Consider the following 16,345-nt stretch of genomic DNA (forward strand, 5'->3'; position numbering starts at 1 on the left):
GAGAGTTAGAGAGGTTTTCTATTATGGAACGTATTAAGACCATTGCTACTCGTGACCTGACCAAGAGCGTTAAGACCGGCGGCTGCGGCGAGTGCCAGACTTCCTGCCAGTCCGCTTGCAAGACCTCCTGCGGCGTGGCTAACCAGCAGTGCGAGAACAGCAACAAGTAATTTTTGCAACCCCCTGCCGCCTTTGCCGGGCGGCATTTTTTTGTATAATTGGAATGGAGAGTAAAATGGTACACCAGTATCAATTGAACGGCTATAACATCGTGCTGGACACCTGCAGCGGCTCGGTGCATGTGGTGGACGATGTTGCATACGATATCATTGCCATGTACCCGGAGCATACTGCTGACGAGATCGTTTCGGCTATGATGGCAAAGTATGGAGACCGCGAGGATGTCACGGAGGAAGATCTGCGTCAGTGCATCGATGATGTGACCAACCTGAAGGAAGCAGGCAAGCTGTGGACCCCGGATACCTATGAGAATATGGCTTTCGACTTTAAAAACCGCAACACCGTGGTCAAGGCCTTGTGCCTGCATGTTGCACACACCTGCAACCTGAACTGCTCCTACTGCTTTGCTTCGCAGGGCCGCTATCAGGGCGACCATGCGCTGATGAGCTTTGAAGTGGGTAAGCGTGCCATGGACTTCCTGATCGAAAACTCCGGCACCCGCCGCAACCTTGAGGTGGACTTCTTTGGCGGCGAACCGCTGATGAACTTTGATATGGTCAAAAAGCTGGTGGCTTACTGCCGTGAGCAGGAGAAGATCCACAACAAGAACTTCCGCTTTACCATGACCACCAACGGTATGCTGATCGATGACGATGTGATCGATTTCTGCAACAAGGAGTGCCACAATGTGGTGCTGAGTCTGGATGGCCGCAAAGAGGTCAACGACCGCTTCCGCAAGGACTATGCAGGCCATGGCAGCTACGATACCATCGTGCCCAAGTTCCAGGAGTTCGTGAAGAAGCGCGGCGACAAGAACTACTACATGCGCGGCACCTACACCCACTACAACACCGACTTCACCAACGATATCTTCCACATGGCCGACCTCGGCTTTACTGAGCTGAGCATGGAGCCTGTGGTGTCTAAGCCTGGCGACCCCAGTGCCCTGACCGAGGAAGATCTGCCCATCCTGAAGGAACAGTACGAGATCCTTGCCAAGGAAATGATCAAGCGCAACCGCGAGGGCCGCGGCTTTACCTTCTACCACTACATGATCGACCTCACCGGCGGCCCCTGCATCTACAAGCGCATTTCCGGCTGTGGCTCCGGCACGGAGTACATGGCTGTTACTCCTTGGGGCGATCTGTACCCCTGCCACCAGTTTGTGGGCGACCCCAAGTACCTGATGGGCGATATCTGGAAGGGCGTTACGAACACTGCCGTGCGCGATGAGTTCAAGCACTGCAACGCCTATGCCCGCAAGGAGTGCCAGAACTGCTGGGCAAAGCTGTACTGCTCCGGCGGCTGTGCAGCAAACTCCTACCACGCTACCGGCAACATTACCGGTGTGTATGAGTACGGCTGCGAGCTGTTCAAAAAGCGAATGGAATGCGCTATCATGATCAAGGTCGCTGAGAATCAGGAGCTTGCCGCCAAGGGCATCGAGGTGCCTATTGAGCTTGGTTCTACCTGTAACGCCTGTGCTGATGGCGAAGCCTGCGAATGAGCACGACCACGCCTATTGTGGATTTTGTGCGCCGTTACGCACAGTCCGGCACCTCGCGGCTGCATATGCCCGGCCACAAGGGCCAGAGCCTTTTAGGCTTTGAGCCGTGGGACATTACCGAAATAAAGGGTGCGGATGAACTGTATGGGGCTGACGGCATCATTGCCCAGAGCGAAGCCAACGCTACCCGGCTGTTCGGCACGGTGCATACCTATTACAGCACAGAGGGCTCGTCCCAGTGCATCCGTGCAATGCTGTGCCTTGCACTGCAGGCTGCGCCCGCAGCCGGACAGCGCCCGGTCCTGCTGGCAGCGCGCAACGCTCACAAAGCGCTGTTGTATGCGGCGGCGCTGCTGGATTTTGATATCCAGTGGCTATGGCCTGCGCCGCAGGATGCCGGTGCACTTTGCAGCTGCCCGGTGTCAACTGCAAAGCTGACAGGTGCTCTGCAGGGTTTGGCGCAGCAGGGCAAAAGGCCCTTTGGCGTCTACATCACCAGTCCGGATTATCTGGGCGGCGTGCAGGATATTGCAGCGCTGGCCGAAGTATGCAAGGATTTTGGCGTTCCGCTTCTGGTGGATAATGCCCACGGTGCTTACCTGCGTTTTCTGCCGCAGGGCGGTCAGCATCCTATTGCGCTGGGCGCGGCCATGTGCTGCGACTCCGGCCATAAAACGCTGCCCGTTGTCACTGGCGGCGCATACCTGCATCTGGGCAAAAATGCCCCCATTCAGGACGAAGCCGCTGTGCGCAATGCACTGGCATTGTTTGGTTCCACCAGTCCGTCTTACCTGATCTTGCAGTCGCTGGACAAATGCAATCAGGTTCTGTCGGAGGGCTATCCGCTGCGGCTTTTGCAGTGCTGCGGATATTTGACCCGCCTGCGCCGGGAGCTGAACGAAGCCGCTGCGGCAAAACACTGCCCGGGGCCGCTGGCACTGGAAAGCGAACCTCTCAAGGTCACGCTGGATGCTGCTACACTGGGCATGACCGGCACAGAGCTTGCAGAAGCGCTGCGCTGCGCAAAGGTCGAGTGCGAATATGCCGACCCGCGCTATGTTGTGCTGATGTTCACCCCGGCAAATCCGCCGCAGGACTTTGAACGGCTGACTTCTGCCGTTCTCCACATTGTGGAAAACCTTACAGGACCGTTCCTGATCCCGGAAAAAAACGATCGTGAGCTTTTGGAGCTGGAACACGAATTGCACACCTGCTGCAGCATCCGGCAGGCCGTGTTTGCCCCGCAGGAGCAGGTGCCCACAGAGCAGGCGGTGGGGCGTATCTGCGCTATGCCGACGGTTTCCTGCCCGCCTGCGATCCCCATTGTGGTCAGCGGCGAGAAGATCACATCGGCTGCCGTCCGGCTGATGCAGAAATACCATGTAATGCAGGCGGCTGTCCTGCGCAAAACGATCTGATTGTTTCAAAAGGCCCAAAGGCATCGTGCGTTTTGCACGGTGCCTTTTTTGCGCGCATATCCTGCAAAGCATGTGCATACTTTTCCAGTAGAGACGGACAGGGAAAGGAGCACACTGCATGGAACTGAAGATCTTTCGGGATACGCTGCCGCAGGCAGGCACGAGCTGCACCGTCAAGGCAGAACTTCCGCTGGAAACCGAGATCCTGATTTCAGATTATCTTCCGCCGGTGTTCAAGCTGGTCAAATGCTTTGCAAAACCGGTGGTGCTGCAAAAGCAGCTGCAGCCCGGGCGGCTTACATTGGAAGGCTATCTGCGCTGCACTGTGTTTTATCAGGGCGAGGACGGGGCCGGGCTTTGCCAGACCGAGCAGAAGCTGCCGTTTACAAAGCAGCTGGAGGTGCCGGAATTTTCCTTCACCAGCTGGATGGCCATGGTAGAAGGGCAGACCGAATACCTCAACTGCCGGGCAGTAAACCCGCACCGCATCGAGGTGCGCGGAGCCTATGGTCTTGTAGTTACTATCCATACACAGGATAAACAGGAACTGATCACGGCGCTGGCCGATGGCGGCATTGAACAGAAATTGCAGACGCTGAACGGCGTGCGCAGCACCGCGGTGCTGGAAAAGCTGGTCACTGTGGAAGGGGAGCTTGTTTTTGCAAAGCCGCCCGCAGCCATTCTGGATATTACCGGCAGCGCCGCCGTGCGGGAGGTAAAGCTGCTGGCGGGCAAGGCAGTGGTCAAGGGCGAGGTACGTGCCCAATGCGCCTGGCGCGCGGAAGGCGAAAGCAGCCTGCAAAGTCAGGCGGCATCCCTGCCGTTCAATCAGGTGGTGGATCTGGAAGGCGTAGCAGAGGACTGCAGATGCATGTGCGTGCTGGAGCCGGTGGGCTTTGCCCTTGCGGAGGGCGAACAGGAAGCCAGCGGCCAACTGACAGCCAGCGTGATGATGCATTTGCACGCATGGCGGCCCTGCCAGTTGCAATACGTAGCGGATGCCTTTTCTACGCAGTTTGAAACCGCCGTCACGCCGCAGGAATTGGCAGCAGAAGATCTTGCCTGTATGCTGAACGAGACAGCATCTTCCACGGCCTCCGGGCCGCTGCCAGATGCGGATGCTCAACTGCGCGCCTGCTTTGTGTCTTATGGACCGGCGCAGGTAACACCTTACCGCGACGGCTGGGCCTTTACGGTGCGTGCCGTTGCCACAGCCTTTGCCGAGAACAGTCTTGCCGAGCTGGAAAGCTACGAAAAAACACTGGAGCTTGTCTTTCCGCTTGCAGTAGAAGCCCCGCCGGGTGCACAGTTCAGCCCGGAATGCTGGCTGAGCACCGAGAACATCCAGTGCAGCTGCACTGGCGGCACATTGGAAGTGACGGTCACCGCCCGTGCCGAAGGAGCCATCCTCTGCCGGAGCACACATTCGGGCATCGGCAGCATTGAGCTGGGCGAACCGCTGACGACTCCGGACCCGGAGATCGCACTGCGCATCTACTATGCACAGGCAGGGGAGGAGTTGTTCGGCATTGCCAGACGGTTCCATGTGTCACCGGCACAGATCCTGACGGCAAATGGGCTGGAAGCCGGTACGCAGGTCCTGCCGCAGGCGATGCATTTTCTGGTGCCGGGCGCATAAATCGACGAAGAACGCTGCCTTTTCAGGCGGCGTTTTCCTTTTGTGCCGAAAAGAAAGTGAAAAAGCCCTTTCTTCTCTGTGTGCGGGAGAGTATAATAAAAAGCGGTGTTTGAAATAGGAAAGGAGTAAAAAAACAAAGATGAATTCCAAAAGTAAGCTCCTTGCCCCGGAGCTTGTCAATGCAGAAAGGCCGGTTTGGGCTTTCAGCAAAAAGATTTTCTGTGAGGGCATGCGGGATGGCGTTCCCATTGCGCTGGGCTATTTTGCTGTTTCCTTCTCGCTGGGCATTGCGGCCCGCCGGGCAGGTTTTACCCCGTTTCAGGGCTTTCTGGTCAGCCTACTGAACAACGCTTCGGCAGGCGAATACGCTGCATTTGCCATCATCATGGCCAATGCGACCTATCTGGAAGTGGCCATCATCACACTGATCGCCAATGCGCGCTATCTGCTCATGAGCTGCGCACTGGCCCAGCGCTTTGCGCCGGGCACACCCTTCTGGCACAGGCTGCTCATCGGTTATGATGTGACAGACGAGCTTTTTGGCATCACCATTGCACGGCCCGGCAGCCTGAACCCATATTATACCTACGGTGCCATTCTGCTGGCGGCACCGGCTTGGGCCATCGGTACAGCGTTGGGCATCATTGCGGGCAATCTGCTGCCGCTGCGGGCTGTCAGTGCGCTGAGCGTTGCCCTTTACGGCATGTTCCTTGCCATCATCATTCCTCCGGCGCGTAAGAGCAGGGTGGTAGCTGCACTTGTTGCCATCAGCTTTGCACTGAGCTTTGTGTGCAATTACCTGCCGGGTATCTCCGCTCTTTCGGAGGGCACGCGTACCATTTTGCTCACAGTGCTCATTTCCAGCGCTGCAGCAGTTCTTTTTCCGGTAAATCCAGAAGAGCAGGAGGCAGAGCATGACGCATAATCATTACATTTACATTGCAGTGATGGCGCTGGTATCCTATGCCATCCGCATCCTTCCGCTCACACTGATCCGCAAGCCCATCAAAAATCGCTTCATTCAGTCGTTTCTGTATTATGTGCCCTATGTGACGCTGGCGGTCATGACCTTCCCGGCCATTGTCAACGCGACCCAGAGCCCGGCTGCCGGTGCCATGGCGCTGGTGGTAGGCATTGCAGCTGCTTGGTTCGGCGCAAGCCTGTTTCAGGTATCTGTGGCCTGCTGTGCCGTCGTGTTCGTGCTGGAACTGTTCCTTTAAAATTTTTGTGCCCGGCAGGCTGTCATGCTGCTGGGCACTTTTTCATTGCCCTGCAGGAGGAAATTATCATGAAAAAAATTCTTATCACAGGTGCAGGCGGCTTTGTCGGCTCCCGCATTTTGCAGCAGTGGCAGGGAAAGTACGAGCTTTGCGCCCTTCCAAAAGGCTTTTTCTGTACAGCCGATGAAGCTCTCACCCGTGCACAGGTGGAAGCTTTGCATCCGGATGTGATCCTGCACACCGCCGCTCTTTCCGATACCAGTTACTGTGCGCAGCATCCGGCAGAAGCTTACCGTGCCAATGTGGAGCTGCCAGTCTGGTTGGCACGGGCTGCGCAGCAGACGAAGGCAAAGCTGGTGGCATTCAGCTCGGATCAGGTCTATGCTGGTGTGCAGCAGCAGGGGCCGCTGCCGGAAACACTGGCCCTGCATCCCGCAAACATTTACGGCCAATACAAGCTGGAAGCAGAGCAGCGTGTGCTGGAGCTCTGCCCGGACTCGGTCCATCTGCGTGCCAGTTGGATGTATGACCTGCCCGGCTATGGGCTGCCCATCCGGGGCAATCTTCCGCTGAATCTTCTGCGTGCCGCGCTGAAGGGAGAGGCTCTGCGCTTCTCCCGGAACGACCACCGCGGCGTGACCTATGTGCGGCAGGTGATCGAAAATCTGGAGCCTGCCATGGCGCTGCCAGGCGGCGTATACAATTTTGGCAGCGGCAATGCCGAAAACATGGTATGCACCGCCCGGCAGTTTGCCGAAACGCTGGGAATCGCTGTGCAGATCGAGGAAGAAAGCTGGGGTCGGAACCTTGTGATGGACACCACAAAACTGGAACGCTTCGGCATCCGGTTCGACACCACTCAGCAGGGCATCCAGCGCTGTTTAAAAGATTACGGGCTGAGAACGCTGTAAAATTTCCATATCGCACAAAAATCAAATAAAACAAAACAAAAAAGCAGGAGTTCTGCGCGAAATTCTTCCGACCAAAGCGGAAAAAACGCACAAAGCGCCCTGCTTTTTGTGTTTCTCAGCGGGAAACAGCCGTTCACGAAAAAGTCATACTTAATTTACAAGGATACGCAGTTTTGCTATAATAAATCCGCTTTTTTGGTAAAGCAGTCGAAAAGAATGATTTTTGTCAAGATTTGAGGAGAGTGGAACATTTGAAGGAAGTCAAGCTCGAAGAGTCGGCGTATCAGTTCGACGCAAAAATGTCCCTGAAACAGGCGATCCCGCTGGGTCTGCAGCATGTCTGCGCCATGTTTGTGGGCAACCTGACCCCGCTGCTGATCATCACCAGTGCCTGCGGCATTGCGGGTGGTGAGTTCGCAGATCTGCAGGTCACGTTGCTGCAGAGCGCCATGTTTGTGGCCGGTGTAGTCACGCTGGTACAGCTGTTCACCATCGGCCCCGTGGGCGGTAGTGTGCCCATCATCATGGGCACCAGTTCCGGTTTTATTGGCGTGTTCAACAGTGTTGTTGGCAGCATGGGCGGCGGTGTGCTGGCCTATGGTGCCATTATGGGTGCATCCATCATCGGCGGCATTTTTGAAAGCGTGCTGGGCTTCTTCCTCAAGCCCCTGCGCAAGTTCTTCCCGCCGGTCGTCACCGGTACAGTTGTGCTTTCCATCGGTCTTTCGCTGATCTCGGTGGGTATCAATTCCTTTGGCGGCGGCAACAGCGCAAAAGACTTTGGCTCCATGGAAAATCTGCTGCTGGCCCTGTTCGTATTGGTGGTCATTCTGATCTTCAAGCATTGGACCACGGGCTTCCTCAGCTCTTCCGCAATCCTGATCGGCATTCTGGCCGGTTACGTTGCGGCCTTTGTCATGGGTCTGATGCTGCCCACCACCGGTGTCACTGCCGATGGTGTAGAGTTTACCAAGGCATGGGTGCTCAACTGGAATAAGGTGGCACAGGCCTCTTGGTTTGCCATTCCCAAGCTGATGCCGGTCAAGATCGTGTTTGATATGCGCGCTATTATGCCGGTGATGATCATGTTCGTTGTTACCGCTGTTGAGACCGTGGGTGATATCTCCGGCGTCATGGAGGGCGGCATGAATCGTGAACCCACCGATAAAGAGCTGTCCGGCGGTGTGATCTGTGACGGTCTGGGCTCCTCCTTTGCGGCTCTGTTCGGTGTACTGCCCAACACTTCCTTCAGCCAGAACGTGGGTCTGGTGGCCATGACCAAAGTGGTCAACCGCATGGCTCTGGCCTCCGGTGCCATCTTCCTGATCCTGTGCGGCCTGATCCCCAAGCTCGGCGCACTGATCTCCATTATGCCGCAGGCCGTTCTGGGCGGTGCTGCCGTTATGATGTTCTCTTCCATCGTGGTCAGCGGCATCCAGCTCATCACCAAGGAAAAGATGACCCCGCGTCAGCTTACCATCGTCTCGGTGGCTCTGGGTGTTGGCTACGGCATGGGTGCCAACAGCGGTATTCTGGCACAGGCTCCGCACGCTTTACAGCTGATCTGCGGCGAGTCCGGCATCGTTCCGGCTGCGTTCGTGGCGATCCTGCTGAATGTGCTGCTGCCGAAGGATGACAAGGCAGTATAAAGCTCAAAGCTTTTGCCGGGCCAGCGCTTCCAATTGCGCAAGTGCTTCGGGCGTGTCGGCGTCGGCCAATTCATTCCGATCCGCAATGTAAACGGTGTGAACATGCGCGGGATATTTCCGAAGCAGAACACTTCCGCCCATGCCCTGCGGCAAGGTGAGCAGTTCCTGAAAAAGTCCTTTTTCAAACAGAACGGGACTTCCAGTAAGGGGAGACGGGTCGTTACGGACCCGGAATCCCAGACGGAAGATCTCCCGTTCTGTTTCTTTTTGCCGTTCCAGCCGAGTTCTTTGATCCCATCCGGAGATGCCTGCCATGGCTTCCACTGTCTCGCGGCACAAAAGCGGTTGGTCTCCCGGCAGGAACATGCAGCCAAAAAGCTCCGGAACCTGTTCCAGCAGCGCAGAAAGGCCCAGCCGCACCGTATCGTTTCGACCAGGCAGATCGTGCAGCAGCACCGGAACATTGCGGGAGCGGCAAAGCTGCGCAACTTCGTCCGAACGTGTCACCACGATGCGGGCCGAAAGCTTTGGAGTATCGGTCGCTGCAAATGCGCGGCATAGCATCGGTTCCCCGCAGAACGGCGCAAGGAGTTTGTTGGAGCCGAAGCGCTGGCTCAGACCGGATGCCATGATGACACAGCCCACCGGAAGAAGTTCTTTCATATAGTACCACTCTTTCTGAAACGAATTCACAATAGTATTATATCGAAATCTGTGTTAAAATAAAAGAAAAGAGAAAAAAAGAGAGAGGAACCTGCATCTATGATGACGATCCGAGAATATAAGCGGGCCGAAAGTCTGGAAGAAGCGTGGCAGCTGAACCAGAAAAAGGCCAACCGTGTGCTGGGCGGCATGATCTGGCTCAAAATGGAGAACATCAATGTCGGTACAGCCATCGACCTGTCCGGTCTGGGACTGGACACCATAGAGGAGACCGAGGACAGCTTTTCCATTGGTGCCATGGTTACACTGCGCCAGCTGGAAGAGCACGCCGGTCTTGCTGCGTATACCCATGGCGCAGTAAAGGAAGCACTGCGGCATATCGTGGGCGTGCAGCTGCGCAATCTGGCAACTGTGGGCGGCAGCATCTACAGCCGGTTCGGCTTTTCCGATGTGCTCACGCTGTTTATGGCCATGGACTGTTCGGTAGAGTTGTATAAGGGTGGGATCATATCCCTGCAGGAGTATGCTGAGCGCCCTTATGACCGGGACATCCTTGTGCGGCTGATCGTTAAAAAGGAAGAAGCAGAATTTTTCTATCAGTCCGTGCGCAACAGCCAGACTGATATCCCGGTGCTTACCTGCGCTGCCGCCCGTCTGGAAAACGGCAGCTATCGCATTGCGATCGGTGCGCGGCCGCTCAAGGCTGTGCTGTTTGAGCTGCCGGCAAAGGCGGGTGTTTCTGCGCAGGAACTGGCGCAGAACTTTGCCGATGAAGTAAAGCAAAAAATTGTCACTGGCTCCAATATGCGCGGCAATGCCGAGTACCGCCGCCATCTGGCAGGCGTTCTGACAAAACGTGCTGTTCTGGAACTGGAAGCACGCACGGCACAGGAGGAAAATTAAATGCAGATCACTCTTACATTGAACGGCATCAAGGTCACAGAGGATGTGGCTGCAGATATGCTGCTGATCGATTTTGTACGTGCCCACGGCTGCAAGAGCGTCAAGCGCGGCTGTGAGACCTCCAACTGTGGTCTGTGCACGGTGTTTCTGGACGAGAAACCGGTGCTGTCCTGTTCGGTACTGGCAGCGCGTGCCAGCGGCCACAGCATTACCACACTGGAAGGCCTGCAGGAAGAAGCCGCGGAGTTCGGCGGCTTTATCGCAGATCAGGGTGCAGAGCAGTGTGGCTTCTGCAATCCGGGCTTTATCATGAACGCGCTGGCCCTCTTCCGCGAGAATCCGTACCCCAGTGAGGAAGAAGTGAAGGAATATCTCTCCGGCAACCTCTGCCGCTGCTCTGGCTATGAGGGCCAGCTGCGCGGCATCATGAACTTTCTGGCATGGAAAAAGCAGAAGGAGGCCGCAGAATGAGTACCATCAACAAGCCTTTCCGTAAAAAGGATGCCATGCAGCTGGTCACCGGCCAGCCCGTCTATATGGACGATGTGATCCCGCAGGACTGCCTGATCGTAAAGCTGCTGCGCTCTCCGCACGCAAATGCCATCGTCAAAACTATCAATACGGCTGTAGCAAAAAAGGTGCCCGGCATCGAGGCAATCTTTACATGGGAGGATGTGCCGCAGGATGCGCCGCGCTACACGCAGGCTGGCCAGACCTATCCGGAAGCCAGTCCGCGTGACCGCCTGCTCATTGACCGCCATGTGCGCTTTGTGGGCGATGTGGTGGCCATTGTGGCCGGTAAGGACGAAAAGTGCGTGGATAAGGCTCTCAAGCTCATCAAGGTGGAATATGAGGTTTTGGAAGCAGTGCTGGACTATCACACTGCCAAGGACAACCCCATTCTGGTGCATCCGGAGGACAACTGGGCCAGTCTGTGCCCGGTGGGAGCCGACAACAAACGCAACCTCTGCGCCCACGATGAGAGTGGTTCCGGCGATATCGATGCTGTATTGGCGGCCAGCGATGTAGTCATTGACCACATTTACCACACCAAAGCCTGCCAGCAGGCCATGATGGAGACCTTCCGCACCTACTGCTCCATTGATACCTATGGGCGGCTGAATGTGCTCAGCTCCACGCAGATCGTGTTCCATGCACGGCGCAATATTGCGAACGCACTGCATATTCCCAAATCCATGGTGCGCGTGGCAAAGCCCCGCATCGGCGGCGGATTTGGTGCCAAGCAGACGGCGGTCAGTGAGGTATATCCGGCTTTTGTGACTTGGAAGACCAAAAAGCCCTCCAAGATCATTTTCAGTCGTGTGGAAAGCCAGATCGCATCCTCGCCGCGTCACGAAATGGAGATCCATGTGCGGCTGGGTGCCACGAAGGACGGCGTTGTGAAGGGCATTGATCTGTACACCCTTTCCAATACCGGTGCTTACGGTGAGCATGGCCCTACGACTGTGGGCCTTTCCGGTCACAAGTCCATCCCGCTGTACGGCAAGGCAGAAGCCTTCCGCTTTATCAGTGATGTGGTGTATACGAACCACATGTCTGCCGGTGCTTACCGCGGTTACGGCGCAACGCAGGGACTGTTTGCCGTAGAATCTGCTGTCAATGAACTGGCTCATAAGCTGAATATGGACCCCTTTGAGCTGCGGCTGAAAAACGCCGTACAGGAGGGCGATGTGATGCCCGCCTACTATGGGGCTGTCAACACCAGCTGCGCGCTGGACCGCTGCCTTGTCAAGGTGCGGAATATGATCGACTGGGAGCACAAATACCCTGCCCGTGATATGGGCAACAGCAAGGTGCGCGCTGTCGGTATGGGCATGGCGATGCAGGGCTCCGGCATTTCCGGCATGGATGTGGGCAGTGCCACCCTGAAACTGAATGACGATGGCTTCTACACCCTGCTGATCGGTGCGGCCGACATGGGCACCGGCTGTGACACTACACTGGCGCAGATCGCCGCCGAAGTGCTGGACTGCCCGCTGGACAATATCACGGTCTTCGGAGCTGATACGGATACCTCGCCCTATGACTCCGGCTCCTATGCGTCCAGTACCACTTACGTTACCGGAAAGGCCACCGAAAAGTGTGCCATGAAGCTGCGCGGCCAGATCTGCAAGCTGGGCGCAGAGCTGCTGGAATGCACCGAGGACGAGGTGAAATTTGATGGAAAAGATGTTTTCAAGAGCAAAGATCCCACACAGAAAAAGTCTCTGAGCGAGATCGCGTATGCTTCTCAGTTCGGCCATATGGTTCCGCTGGAAGCCACCGAAACGCATACTTCGCCTTTGTCGCCGCCGCCGTTCATGGTTGGTGCTGCTGAGGTGGAAGTGGATACTGAGACCGGCGAGGTAAAGCTGCTGGAATTTGATGCCTGTGTGGACTGCGGCACGCCCATCAACCCGAACCTGACCCGTGTGCAGGCTGAGGGCGGTCTGCTGCAGGGCATCGGCATGACTCTGACCGAAAACATCACCTACGATAAAAATGGCTACCCGGAAGAGAACTCTCTGTTCCAGTACAAAATTCCGGCCCGCACCGATGTGGGCAAGATCAAGGTTGAATTCGAGAGCAGCTATGAACCCAACGGACCCTTTGGCGCAAAGTCCATCGGCGAGGTGGTCATCAATACACCGCTGCCTGCCATTTCCGATGCGATCTACAATGCCATTGGTACCCGGTTCTATGAGCTGCCCATCACACCGGAAAAAATCGCCATGGCAGTTGCAGAAAAGCAGAAATGATCGACGAAAAAATTTTTCCGTTTCTTGCGGAGAAGGGACATGTTATTTCTCTGGTGGGCGGCGGCGGAAAGACCACACTGATGTACAATCTGGCTGCGCACTGCGCCCACAAGGGCTGGCGGGTATTGGCCGCTACCACCACCCATATTATGCAGCCGCCCGGCGGGGTCTGGGCACAGACGGATGCAGAGCTTTTCCGCCTGTGGAAGTGCGGCAGTTATGCCGTGGCCGGAACTGCTGCACACGGCGGCAAATTGACGGCCCCGCCGCAGGCACAGCTGGAGCGCTGGATGACCCTTGCAGATATCGTGCTCATTGAAGCGGACGGCGCAAAACGGATGCCCTGCAAGGCACCCGCTGCGCACGAGCCGGTGCTTTTACCGCAGTGCGATACGGTTCTGGCCGTAGCAGGGCTTTCTGCGTTGAGGCATCCGCTCCGGGAGGTCTGTTTCCGGGCAGAGCTTGCCGCAGAGCTGCTTTGTGTTCCGCAGGATGCGCAGTTGACACCGGAACTTCTGGCAAATCTGCTTGCAAGTGAAGCCGGTGGAAGGAAGGCTGTAGGGGATCGCAGCTTTTATGTTGTACTCAATCAGGTCGATACAAAAGAGCAGGCTGCCCTGGCCCGGCAGGTGGCTGATATTCTGAAAAAAATTTATCGGATTTCCTGCGCTATGTCTCATTTCGAGAAAGGAGAACGTGCATGAGCAAAGAGGGCAAGATCGTGTTCTGCACCGGCGGCGGATGCACTGCAAAGCTGGGAGCGGGTGTGCTGAGCCGCATTCTGGAAAAGCTGCCGCGCGGTGCAAGAGACCCGAGCCTTCTGGTCGGGTACGACAGCCGGGATGATGCGGCTGTATACCGCATAACAGATGATATCGCGCTGGTACAGACAGTGGATTTTTTCCCGCCGATGGTGGATGACCCCTATACCTTCGGCCAGATCGCAGCGGCCAACGCCCTGAGTGATGTCTATGCCATGGGTGGCGAGGTTAAGACTGCACTGAACCTTGTCTGCTTCCCGGAGAGCATGGATCTGAACATTCTGGGCGAGATTCTGCGCGGCGGAGCCAAGAAGGTGGCCGAAGCGGGCGGAAGCCTTGCAGGCGGGCATTCCATTGCCGATACAGGTGTGAAATACGGACTTTCGGTGACTGGCCTTGTGGACCCGAAAAAAATGTATACGAATGATTCCGGCAGGCCCGGCGACAAGCTGATTTTAACAAAAGCTCTGGGCGTGGGCCTGATCTGCACGGCAAACCGTGTGGGCGAAGCGGCACCGGAAGATATGGCCGGTGCCATTGCGTCCATGACAACGCTGAACAAAAACGCTGCCGAGATCAGCCGAAAGTATACGGTCCACGCGGCAACCGATGTGACCGGTTTCAGTTTTCTGGGCCATCTGCACGAGATGATGGGCGGAAAGCTTTCCTGTATCATTGATGCACGGATGGTGCCGGTTCTACCGGGAGCCGAAAAAGCGGCAGATGATTTTTTGTATACCGCTGCCGGACAGCGCAACCGCAACCATACCGGCCCATATGTCACTTTTGAAAATGTGCCGTTTGCAATGGAAGAGGTGCTGTTTGACCCACAGACATCCGGCGGACTATTGCTGGCCGTGTTGCCAGAAGAAGCAAATGCGCTGGAAGCGGAGCTGCAGGCCGCTGGCCTGCCCGCAAAGATCGTGGGTGAGATCATACCCAAAACCGAACAGGAAATCACTGTAAAATACTGATGGAGACCTACAATTATGATGCTGAAAGTTGATGCCCGTGGTGACGCATGCCCGCTGCCCGTTGTAAAAGCCAAAAAGGCGATCTCTGAACTGAAGGGTGCCGGTGAGGTGGAAGTGCTGGTGGATAATGAGATCGCCGTGCAGAACCTTACCAAAATGGCCCAGCAGAAAGGTTATCAGTACAGCGCCGAAAAGCTGGCCGAGCGGGAATACCGCGTGCTGTTCACGGTCGGCGAAGCGTCCGAAACACCCACTGAAGAAGCACCGGCCTGTGCACCGGACACCCGCACGGACACGGTGGTTGCCATCAGCTCTGATAAAATGGGCATTGGCGCAGATGACCTTGGCAAGTCCCTGCTCAAGGCCTTTGTGTTCGCACTTACCCAGCAGGATCAGCTGCCAAAAACAGTGCTGTTCTATAACGGCGGCGCGTCCCTGACCTGTGAGGGTTCGCCCATGCTGGATGACCTGAAGGCACTGGAAGCACAGGGCGTGGAGATCATGACCTGCGGCACCTGCCTGAATTTCTATGGCCTGACCGAAAAGCTTGCTGTTGGCAGTGTGACCAACATGTACACCATCGTGGAAAAGCTGACGCAGGCAGGCAACGTGGTGAAACCGTGATCTATCTGGATAACGCTGCCACGACCCTGCGCAAGCCGCCGCAGGTAGAGCAGGCTGTGCTGGACGCAATGCGCACGGCAGGCAATCCGGGACGGGGTGCCCATGAGCCCACGCTGCACGCAAGCCGCCTTGTTTATGCTGCACGGTGCGCAATGGCAAAGCTCCTCCACGCACCAGACCCGTCCTGTATTGCCTTTGCGGCAAATGCAACGGAGGCCTTGAACATTGCATTGGGGGGCCTTTTTGCACCGGGCGATCATATCATCACAACGGTATGTGAGCATAACTCTGTTCTGCGGCCGCTCTACCGGCTGCGGGAACAGGGCTTGCAGTTCAGTTTTGCGGGTGTGGATGAGCGCGGACGGCTGCAATATGATGACTGGGATAAGCTGGTTCAGCCCAATACAAAAGCGCTGGTCGTAACAGGTGCTTCCAATGTGACCGGCAACGGAACAGATCTTGCAAAAGCAGCGGGTTTTGCGCACCGGAACGGCCTGCTGCTGATCGTGGATGCGGCCCAGACGGCGGGTTCACAGCCCATTGACGTACAGGCACTGGGCATTGATGTGCTATGCTTCACCGGGCATAAGGCGCTGCTTGGCCCGCAGGGAACAGGCGGCTTGTATGTGCGCCCGGGGCTTTCCATCCAGCCATTGGTAGTGGGAGGCAGCGGCGTACACAGCTTTGATGAACAGCATCCCGCACAGATGCCCACCGCTCTGGAAGCCGGGACGCTCAATGTTCCGGGTCTGGCGGGCCTGTGTGCCGGTGTGGAATGGATTCTGGCTCAGGGTGTGGAAACGCTGTGTGCAAAAGAAACTGCACTGGCGGCGCTCTTTTATAAAAACATTCGAGATCTGCCGAACGTGAAGATCTACGGCGACCCGGAAATGGCGCTGCACGCTCCCATTATCTCGCTCAACATCGGAGACGAAGATTCAGCCCGCATTGCAGATATTCTGTGGGAGGACTACAGCATCTGTGTGCGTGCCGGCGCGCACTGTGCACCGCTGATGCATAAAGCGCTGGGCACGGTGGAACAGGGCGTGGTACGGTTCAGCTTTTCGCATTTCAATACGGAAGCCGAAGTGCTGCAGGCCGCAGCCGCTGTTCAGGAGCTTGCACAGGAGATCTGAT

The 16,345-nt window shown here is 56.4% G+C and carries 16 protein-coding genes; 15 read left to right on the forward strand and 1 reads right to left on the reverse strand.

The features are described 5' to 3' along the window. Positions 1-23: 23 nt before the first annotated feature. The 8 genes from scfA to ACGHP1_RS07645 all read left to right on the forward strand — a co-directional run bounded on the left by scfA (position 24) and on the right by ACGHP1_RS07645 (position 8,524). Entirely contained in the window at positions 24-170 is a 147-nt protein-coding gene (scfA, locus tag ACGHP1_RS07610; protein WP_005926683.1) for a six-cysteine ranthipeptide SCIFF, read from the forward strand. A gap of 65 nt (positions 171-235) precedes the next feature. Next, entirely contained in the window at positions 236-1,687 is a 1,452-nt protein-coding gene (gene scfB, locus ACGHP1_RS07615) for a thioether cross-link-forming SCIFF peptide maturase (RefSeq protein ID WP_390508798.1), read from the forward strand. Further along, positions 1,684-3,105, forward strand: coding sequence for an amino acid decarboxylase (locus tag ACGHP1_RS07620; RefSeq protein WP_390508800.1), 1,422 nt, complete (start codon positions 1,684-1,686; stop codon positions 3,103-3,105). The genes scfB and ACGHP1_RS07620 overlap by 4 nt, the downstream gene beginning before the upstream one ends. Before the next feature lie 118 nt (positions 3,106-3,223). Continuing rightward, the gene (locus ACGHP1_RS07625) at positions 3,224-4,744 is read left to right on the forward strand and encodes an SPOCS domain-containing protein (RefSeq protein WP_005942145.1); all 1,521 of its coding nucleotides are present in this window, start codon (positions 3,224-3,226) and stop codon (positions 4,742-4,744) included. A 139-nt stretch (positions 4,745-4,883) separates the two neighbouring features. Next, complete coding sequence (locus ACGHP1_RS07630; RefSeq protein WP_005942142.1) at positions 4,884-5,669, forward strand: AzlC family ABC transporter permease; 786 nt, start codon at positions 4,884-4,886, stop codon at positions 5,667-5,669. Continuing rightward, complete coding sequence (locus tag ACGHP1_RS07635) at positions 5,659-5,964, forward strand: AzlD domain-containing protein (RefSeq protein ID WP_005942135.1); 306 nt, start codon at positions 5,659-5,661, stop codon at positions 5,962-5,964. Before ACGHP1_RS07630 ends, ACGHP1_RS07635 begins: the two co-directional genes overlap by 11 nt. 68 nt (positions 5,965-6,032) lie before the next feature. Then, on the forward strand, positions 6,033-6,875 hold the full coding sequence (locus ACGHP1_RS07640) for a sugar nucleotide-binding protein (RefSeq protein ID WP_120079248.1): 843 nt from the start codon (positions 6,033-6,035) through the stop codon (positions 6,873-6,875). A gap of 299 nt (positions 6,876-7,174) precedes the next feature. Next, positions 7,175-8,524 (forward strand): uracil-xanthine permease family protein, encoded by a 1,350-nt coding sequence (locus ACGHP1_RS07645; protein WP_242961903.1) that lies wholly within the window; start codon positions 7,175-7,177, stop codon positions 8,522-8,524. Positions 8,525-8,527: 3 nt separating this feature from the next. Here ACGHP1_RS07645 and ACGHP1_RS07650 read toward each other — a convergent pair whose 3' ends face one another. Beyond that, positions 8,528-9,187, reverse strand: a complete 660-nt coding sequence (locus tag ACGHP1_RS07650; protein ID WP_005942125.1) for an NTP transferase domain-containing protein — start codon at positions 9,185-9,187, stop codon at positions 8,528-8,530. A gap of 99 nt (positions 9,188-9,286) precedes the next feature. On the opposite strand from ACGHP1_RS07650, the gene ACGHP1_RS07655 reads away from it, so the two are divergent. From ACGHP1_RS07655 to ACGHP1_RS07685, 7 genes are read left to right on the forward strand one after another with little or no spacing between them, the layout of a single operon-like run. Beyond that, positions 9,287-10,090: an FAD binding domain-containing protein gene (locus tag ACGHP1_RS07655; protein ID WP_390508806.1), complete on the forward strand. Its 804-nt coding sequence runs from the start codon at positions 9,287-9,289 to the stop codon at positions 10,088-10,090. Beyond that, positions 10,091-10,561, forward strand: a complete 471-nt coding sequence (locus tag ACGHP1_RS07660) for a (2Fe-2S)-binding protein (protein WP_005942122.1) — start codon at positions 10,091-10,093, stop codon at positions 10,559-10,561. After that, positions 10,558-12,849 carry a xanthine dehydrogenase family protein molybdopterin-binding subunit gene (locus ACGHP1_RS07665; protein WP_390508808.1) on the forward strand — a complete coding sequence of 764 codons (2,292 nt, stop codon included), beginning with the start codon at positions 10,558-10,560 and terminating at the stop codon, positions 12,847-12,849. The genes ACGHP1_RS07660 and ACGHP1_RS07665 overlap by 4 nt, the downstream gene beginning before the upstream one ends. Next, positions 12,846-13,553, forward strand: a complete 708-nt coding sequence (gene yqeC / locus ACGHP1_RS07670) for a selenium cofactor biosynthesis protein YqeC (protein WP_390508810.1) — start codon at positions 12,846-12,848, stop codon at positions 13,551-13,553. Before ACGHP1_RS07665 ends, yqeC begins: the two co-directional genes overlap by 4 nt. Continuing rightward, positions 13,550-14,584 carry a selenide, water dikinase SelD gene (gene selD / locus ACGHP1_RS07675; RefSeq protein ID WP_390508812.1) on the forward strand — a complete coding sequence of 345 codons (1,035 nt, stop codon included), beginning with the start codon at positions 13,550-13,552 and terminating at the stop codon, positions 14,582-14,584. Before yqeC ends, selD begins: the two co-directional genes overlap by 4 nt. Before the next feature lie 18 nt (positions 14,585-14,602). Further along, on the forward strand, positions 14,603-15,208 hold the full coding sequence (gene yedF / locus ACGHP1_RS07680; RefSeq protein WP_097775569.1) for a sulfurtransferase-like selenium metabolism protein YedF: 606 nt from the start codon (positions 14,603-14,605) through the stop codon (positions 15,206-15,208). Continuing rightward, positions 15,205-16,344 (forward strand): aminotransferase class V-fold PLP-dependent enzyme, encoded by a 1,140-nt coding sequence (locus ACGHP1_RS07685; RefSeq protein ID WP_390508815.1) that lies wholly within the window; start codon positions 15,205-15,207, stop codon positions 16,342-16,344. Before yedF ends, ACGHP1_RS07685 begins: the two co-directional genes overlap by 4 nt. Position 16,345 lies beyond the last annotated feature (1 nt).

This window comes from Faecalibacterium sp. i21-0019-B1, from assembly GCF_042852915.1.
Lineage (GTDB): Bacteria > Bacillota > Clostridia > Oscillospirales > Ruminococcaceae > Faecalibacterium > Faecalibacterium taiwanense.

What these genes read in the sequence shown, in the direction of transcription:
- scfA (WP_005926683.1), top strand. Translation starts at nt 24, where the DNA reads ATGGAACGTATTAAGACCATTGCTACTCGTGACCTGACCAAGAGCGTT.
- scfB (WP_390508798.1), top strand. Translation starts at nt 236, where the DNA reads ATGGTACACCAGTATCAATTGAACGGCTATAACATCGTGCTGGACACC.
- ACGHP1_RS07620 (WP_390508800.1), top strand. Translation starts at nt 1,684, where the DNA reads ATGAGCACGACCACGCCTATTGTGGATTTTGTGCGCCGTTACGCACAG.
- ACGHP1_RS07625 (WP_005942145.1), top strand. Translation starts at nt 3,224, where the DNA reads ATGGAACTGAAGATCTTTCGGGATACGCTGCCGCAGGCAGGCACGAGC.
- ACGHP1_RS07630 (WP_005942142.1), top strand. Translation starts at nt 4,884, where the DNA reads ATGAATTCCAAAAGTAAGCTCCTTGCCCCGGAGCTTGTCAATGCAGAA.
- ACGHP1_RS07635 (WP_005942135.1), top strand. Translation starts at nt 5,659, where the DNA reads ATGACGCATAATCATTACATTTACATTGCAGTGATGGCGCTGGTATCC.
- ACGHP1_RS07640 (WP_120079248.1), top strand. Translation starts at nt 6,033, where the DNA reads ATGAAAAAAATTCTTATCACAGGTGCAGGCGGCTTTGTCGGCTCCCGC.
- ACGHP1_RS07645 (WP_242961903.1), top strand. Translation starts at nt 7,175, where the DNA reads ATGTCCCTGAAACAGGCGATCCCGCTGGGTCTGCAGCATGTCTGCGCC.
- ACGHP1_RS07650 (WP_005942125.1), bottom strand. Translation starts at nt 9,187, where the DNA reads ATGAAAGAACTTCTTCCGGTGGGCTGTGTCATCATGGCATCCGGTCTG.
- ACGHP1_RS07655 (WP_390508806.1), top strand. Translation starts at nt 9,287, where the DNA reads ATGATGACGATCCGAGAATATAAGCGGGCCGAAAGTCTGGAAGAAGCG.
- ACGHP1_RS07660 (WP_005942122.1), top strand. Translation starts at nt 10,091, where the DNA reads ATGCAGATCACTCTTACATTGAACGGCATCAAGGTCACAGAGGATGTG.
- ACGHP1_RS07665 (WP_390508808.1), top strand. Translation starts at nt 10,558, where the DNA reads ATGAGTACCATCAACAAGCCTTTCCGTAAAAAGGATGCCATGCAGCTG.
- yqeC (WP_390508810.1), top strand. Translation starts at nt 12,846, where the DNA reads ATGATCGACGAAAAAATTTTTCCGTTTCTTGCGGAGAAGGGACATGTT.
- selD (WP_390508812.1), top strand. Translation starts at nt 13,550, where the DNA reads ATGAGCAAAGAGGGCAAGATCGTGTTCTGCACCGGCGGCGGATGCACT.
- yedF (WP_097775569.1), top strand. Translation starts at nt 14,603, where the DNA reads ATGCTGAAAGTTGATGCCCGTGGTGACGCATGCCCGCTGCCCGTTGTA.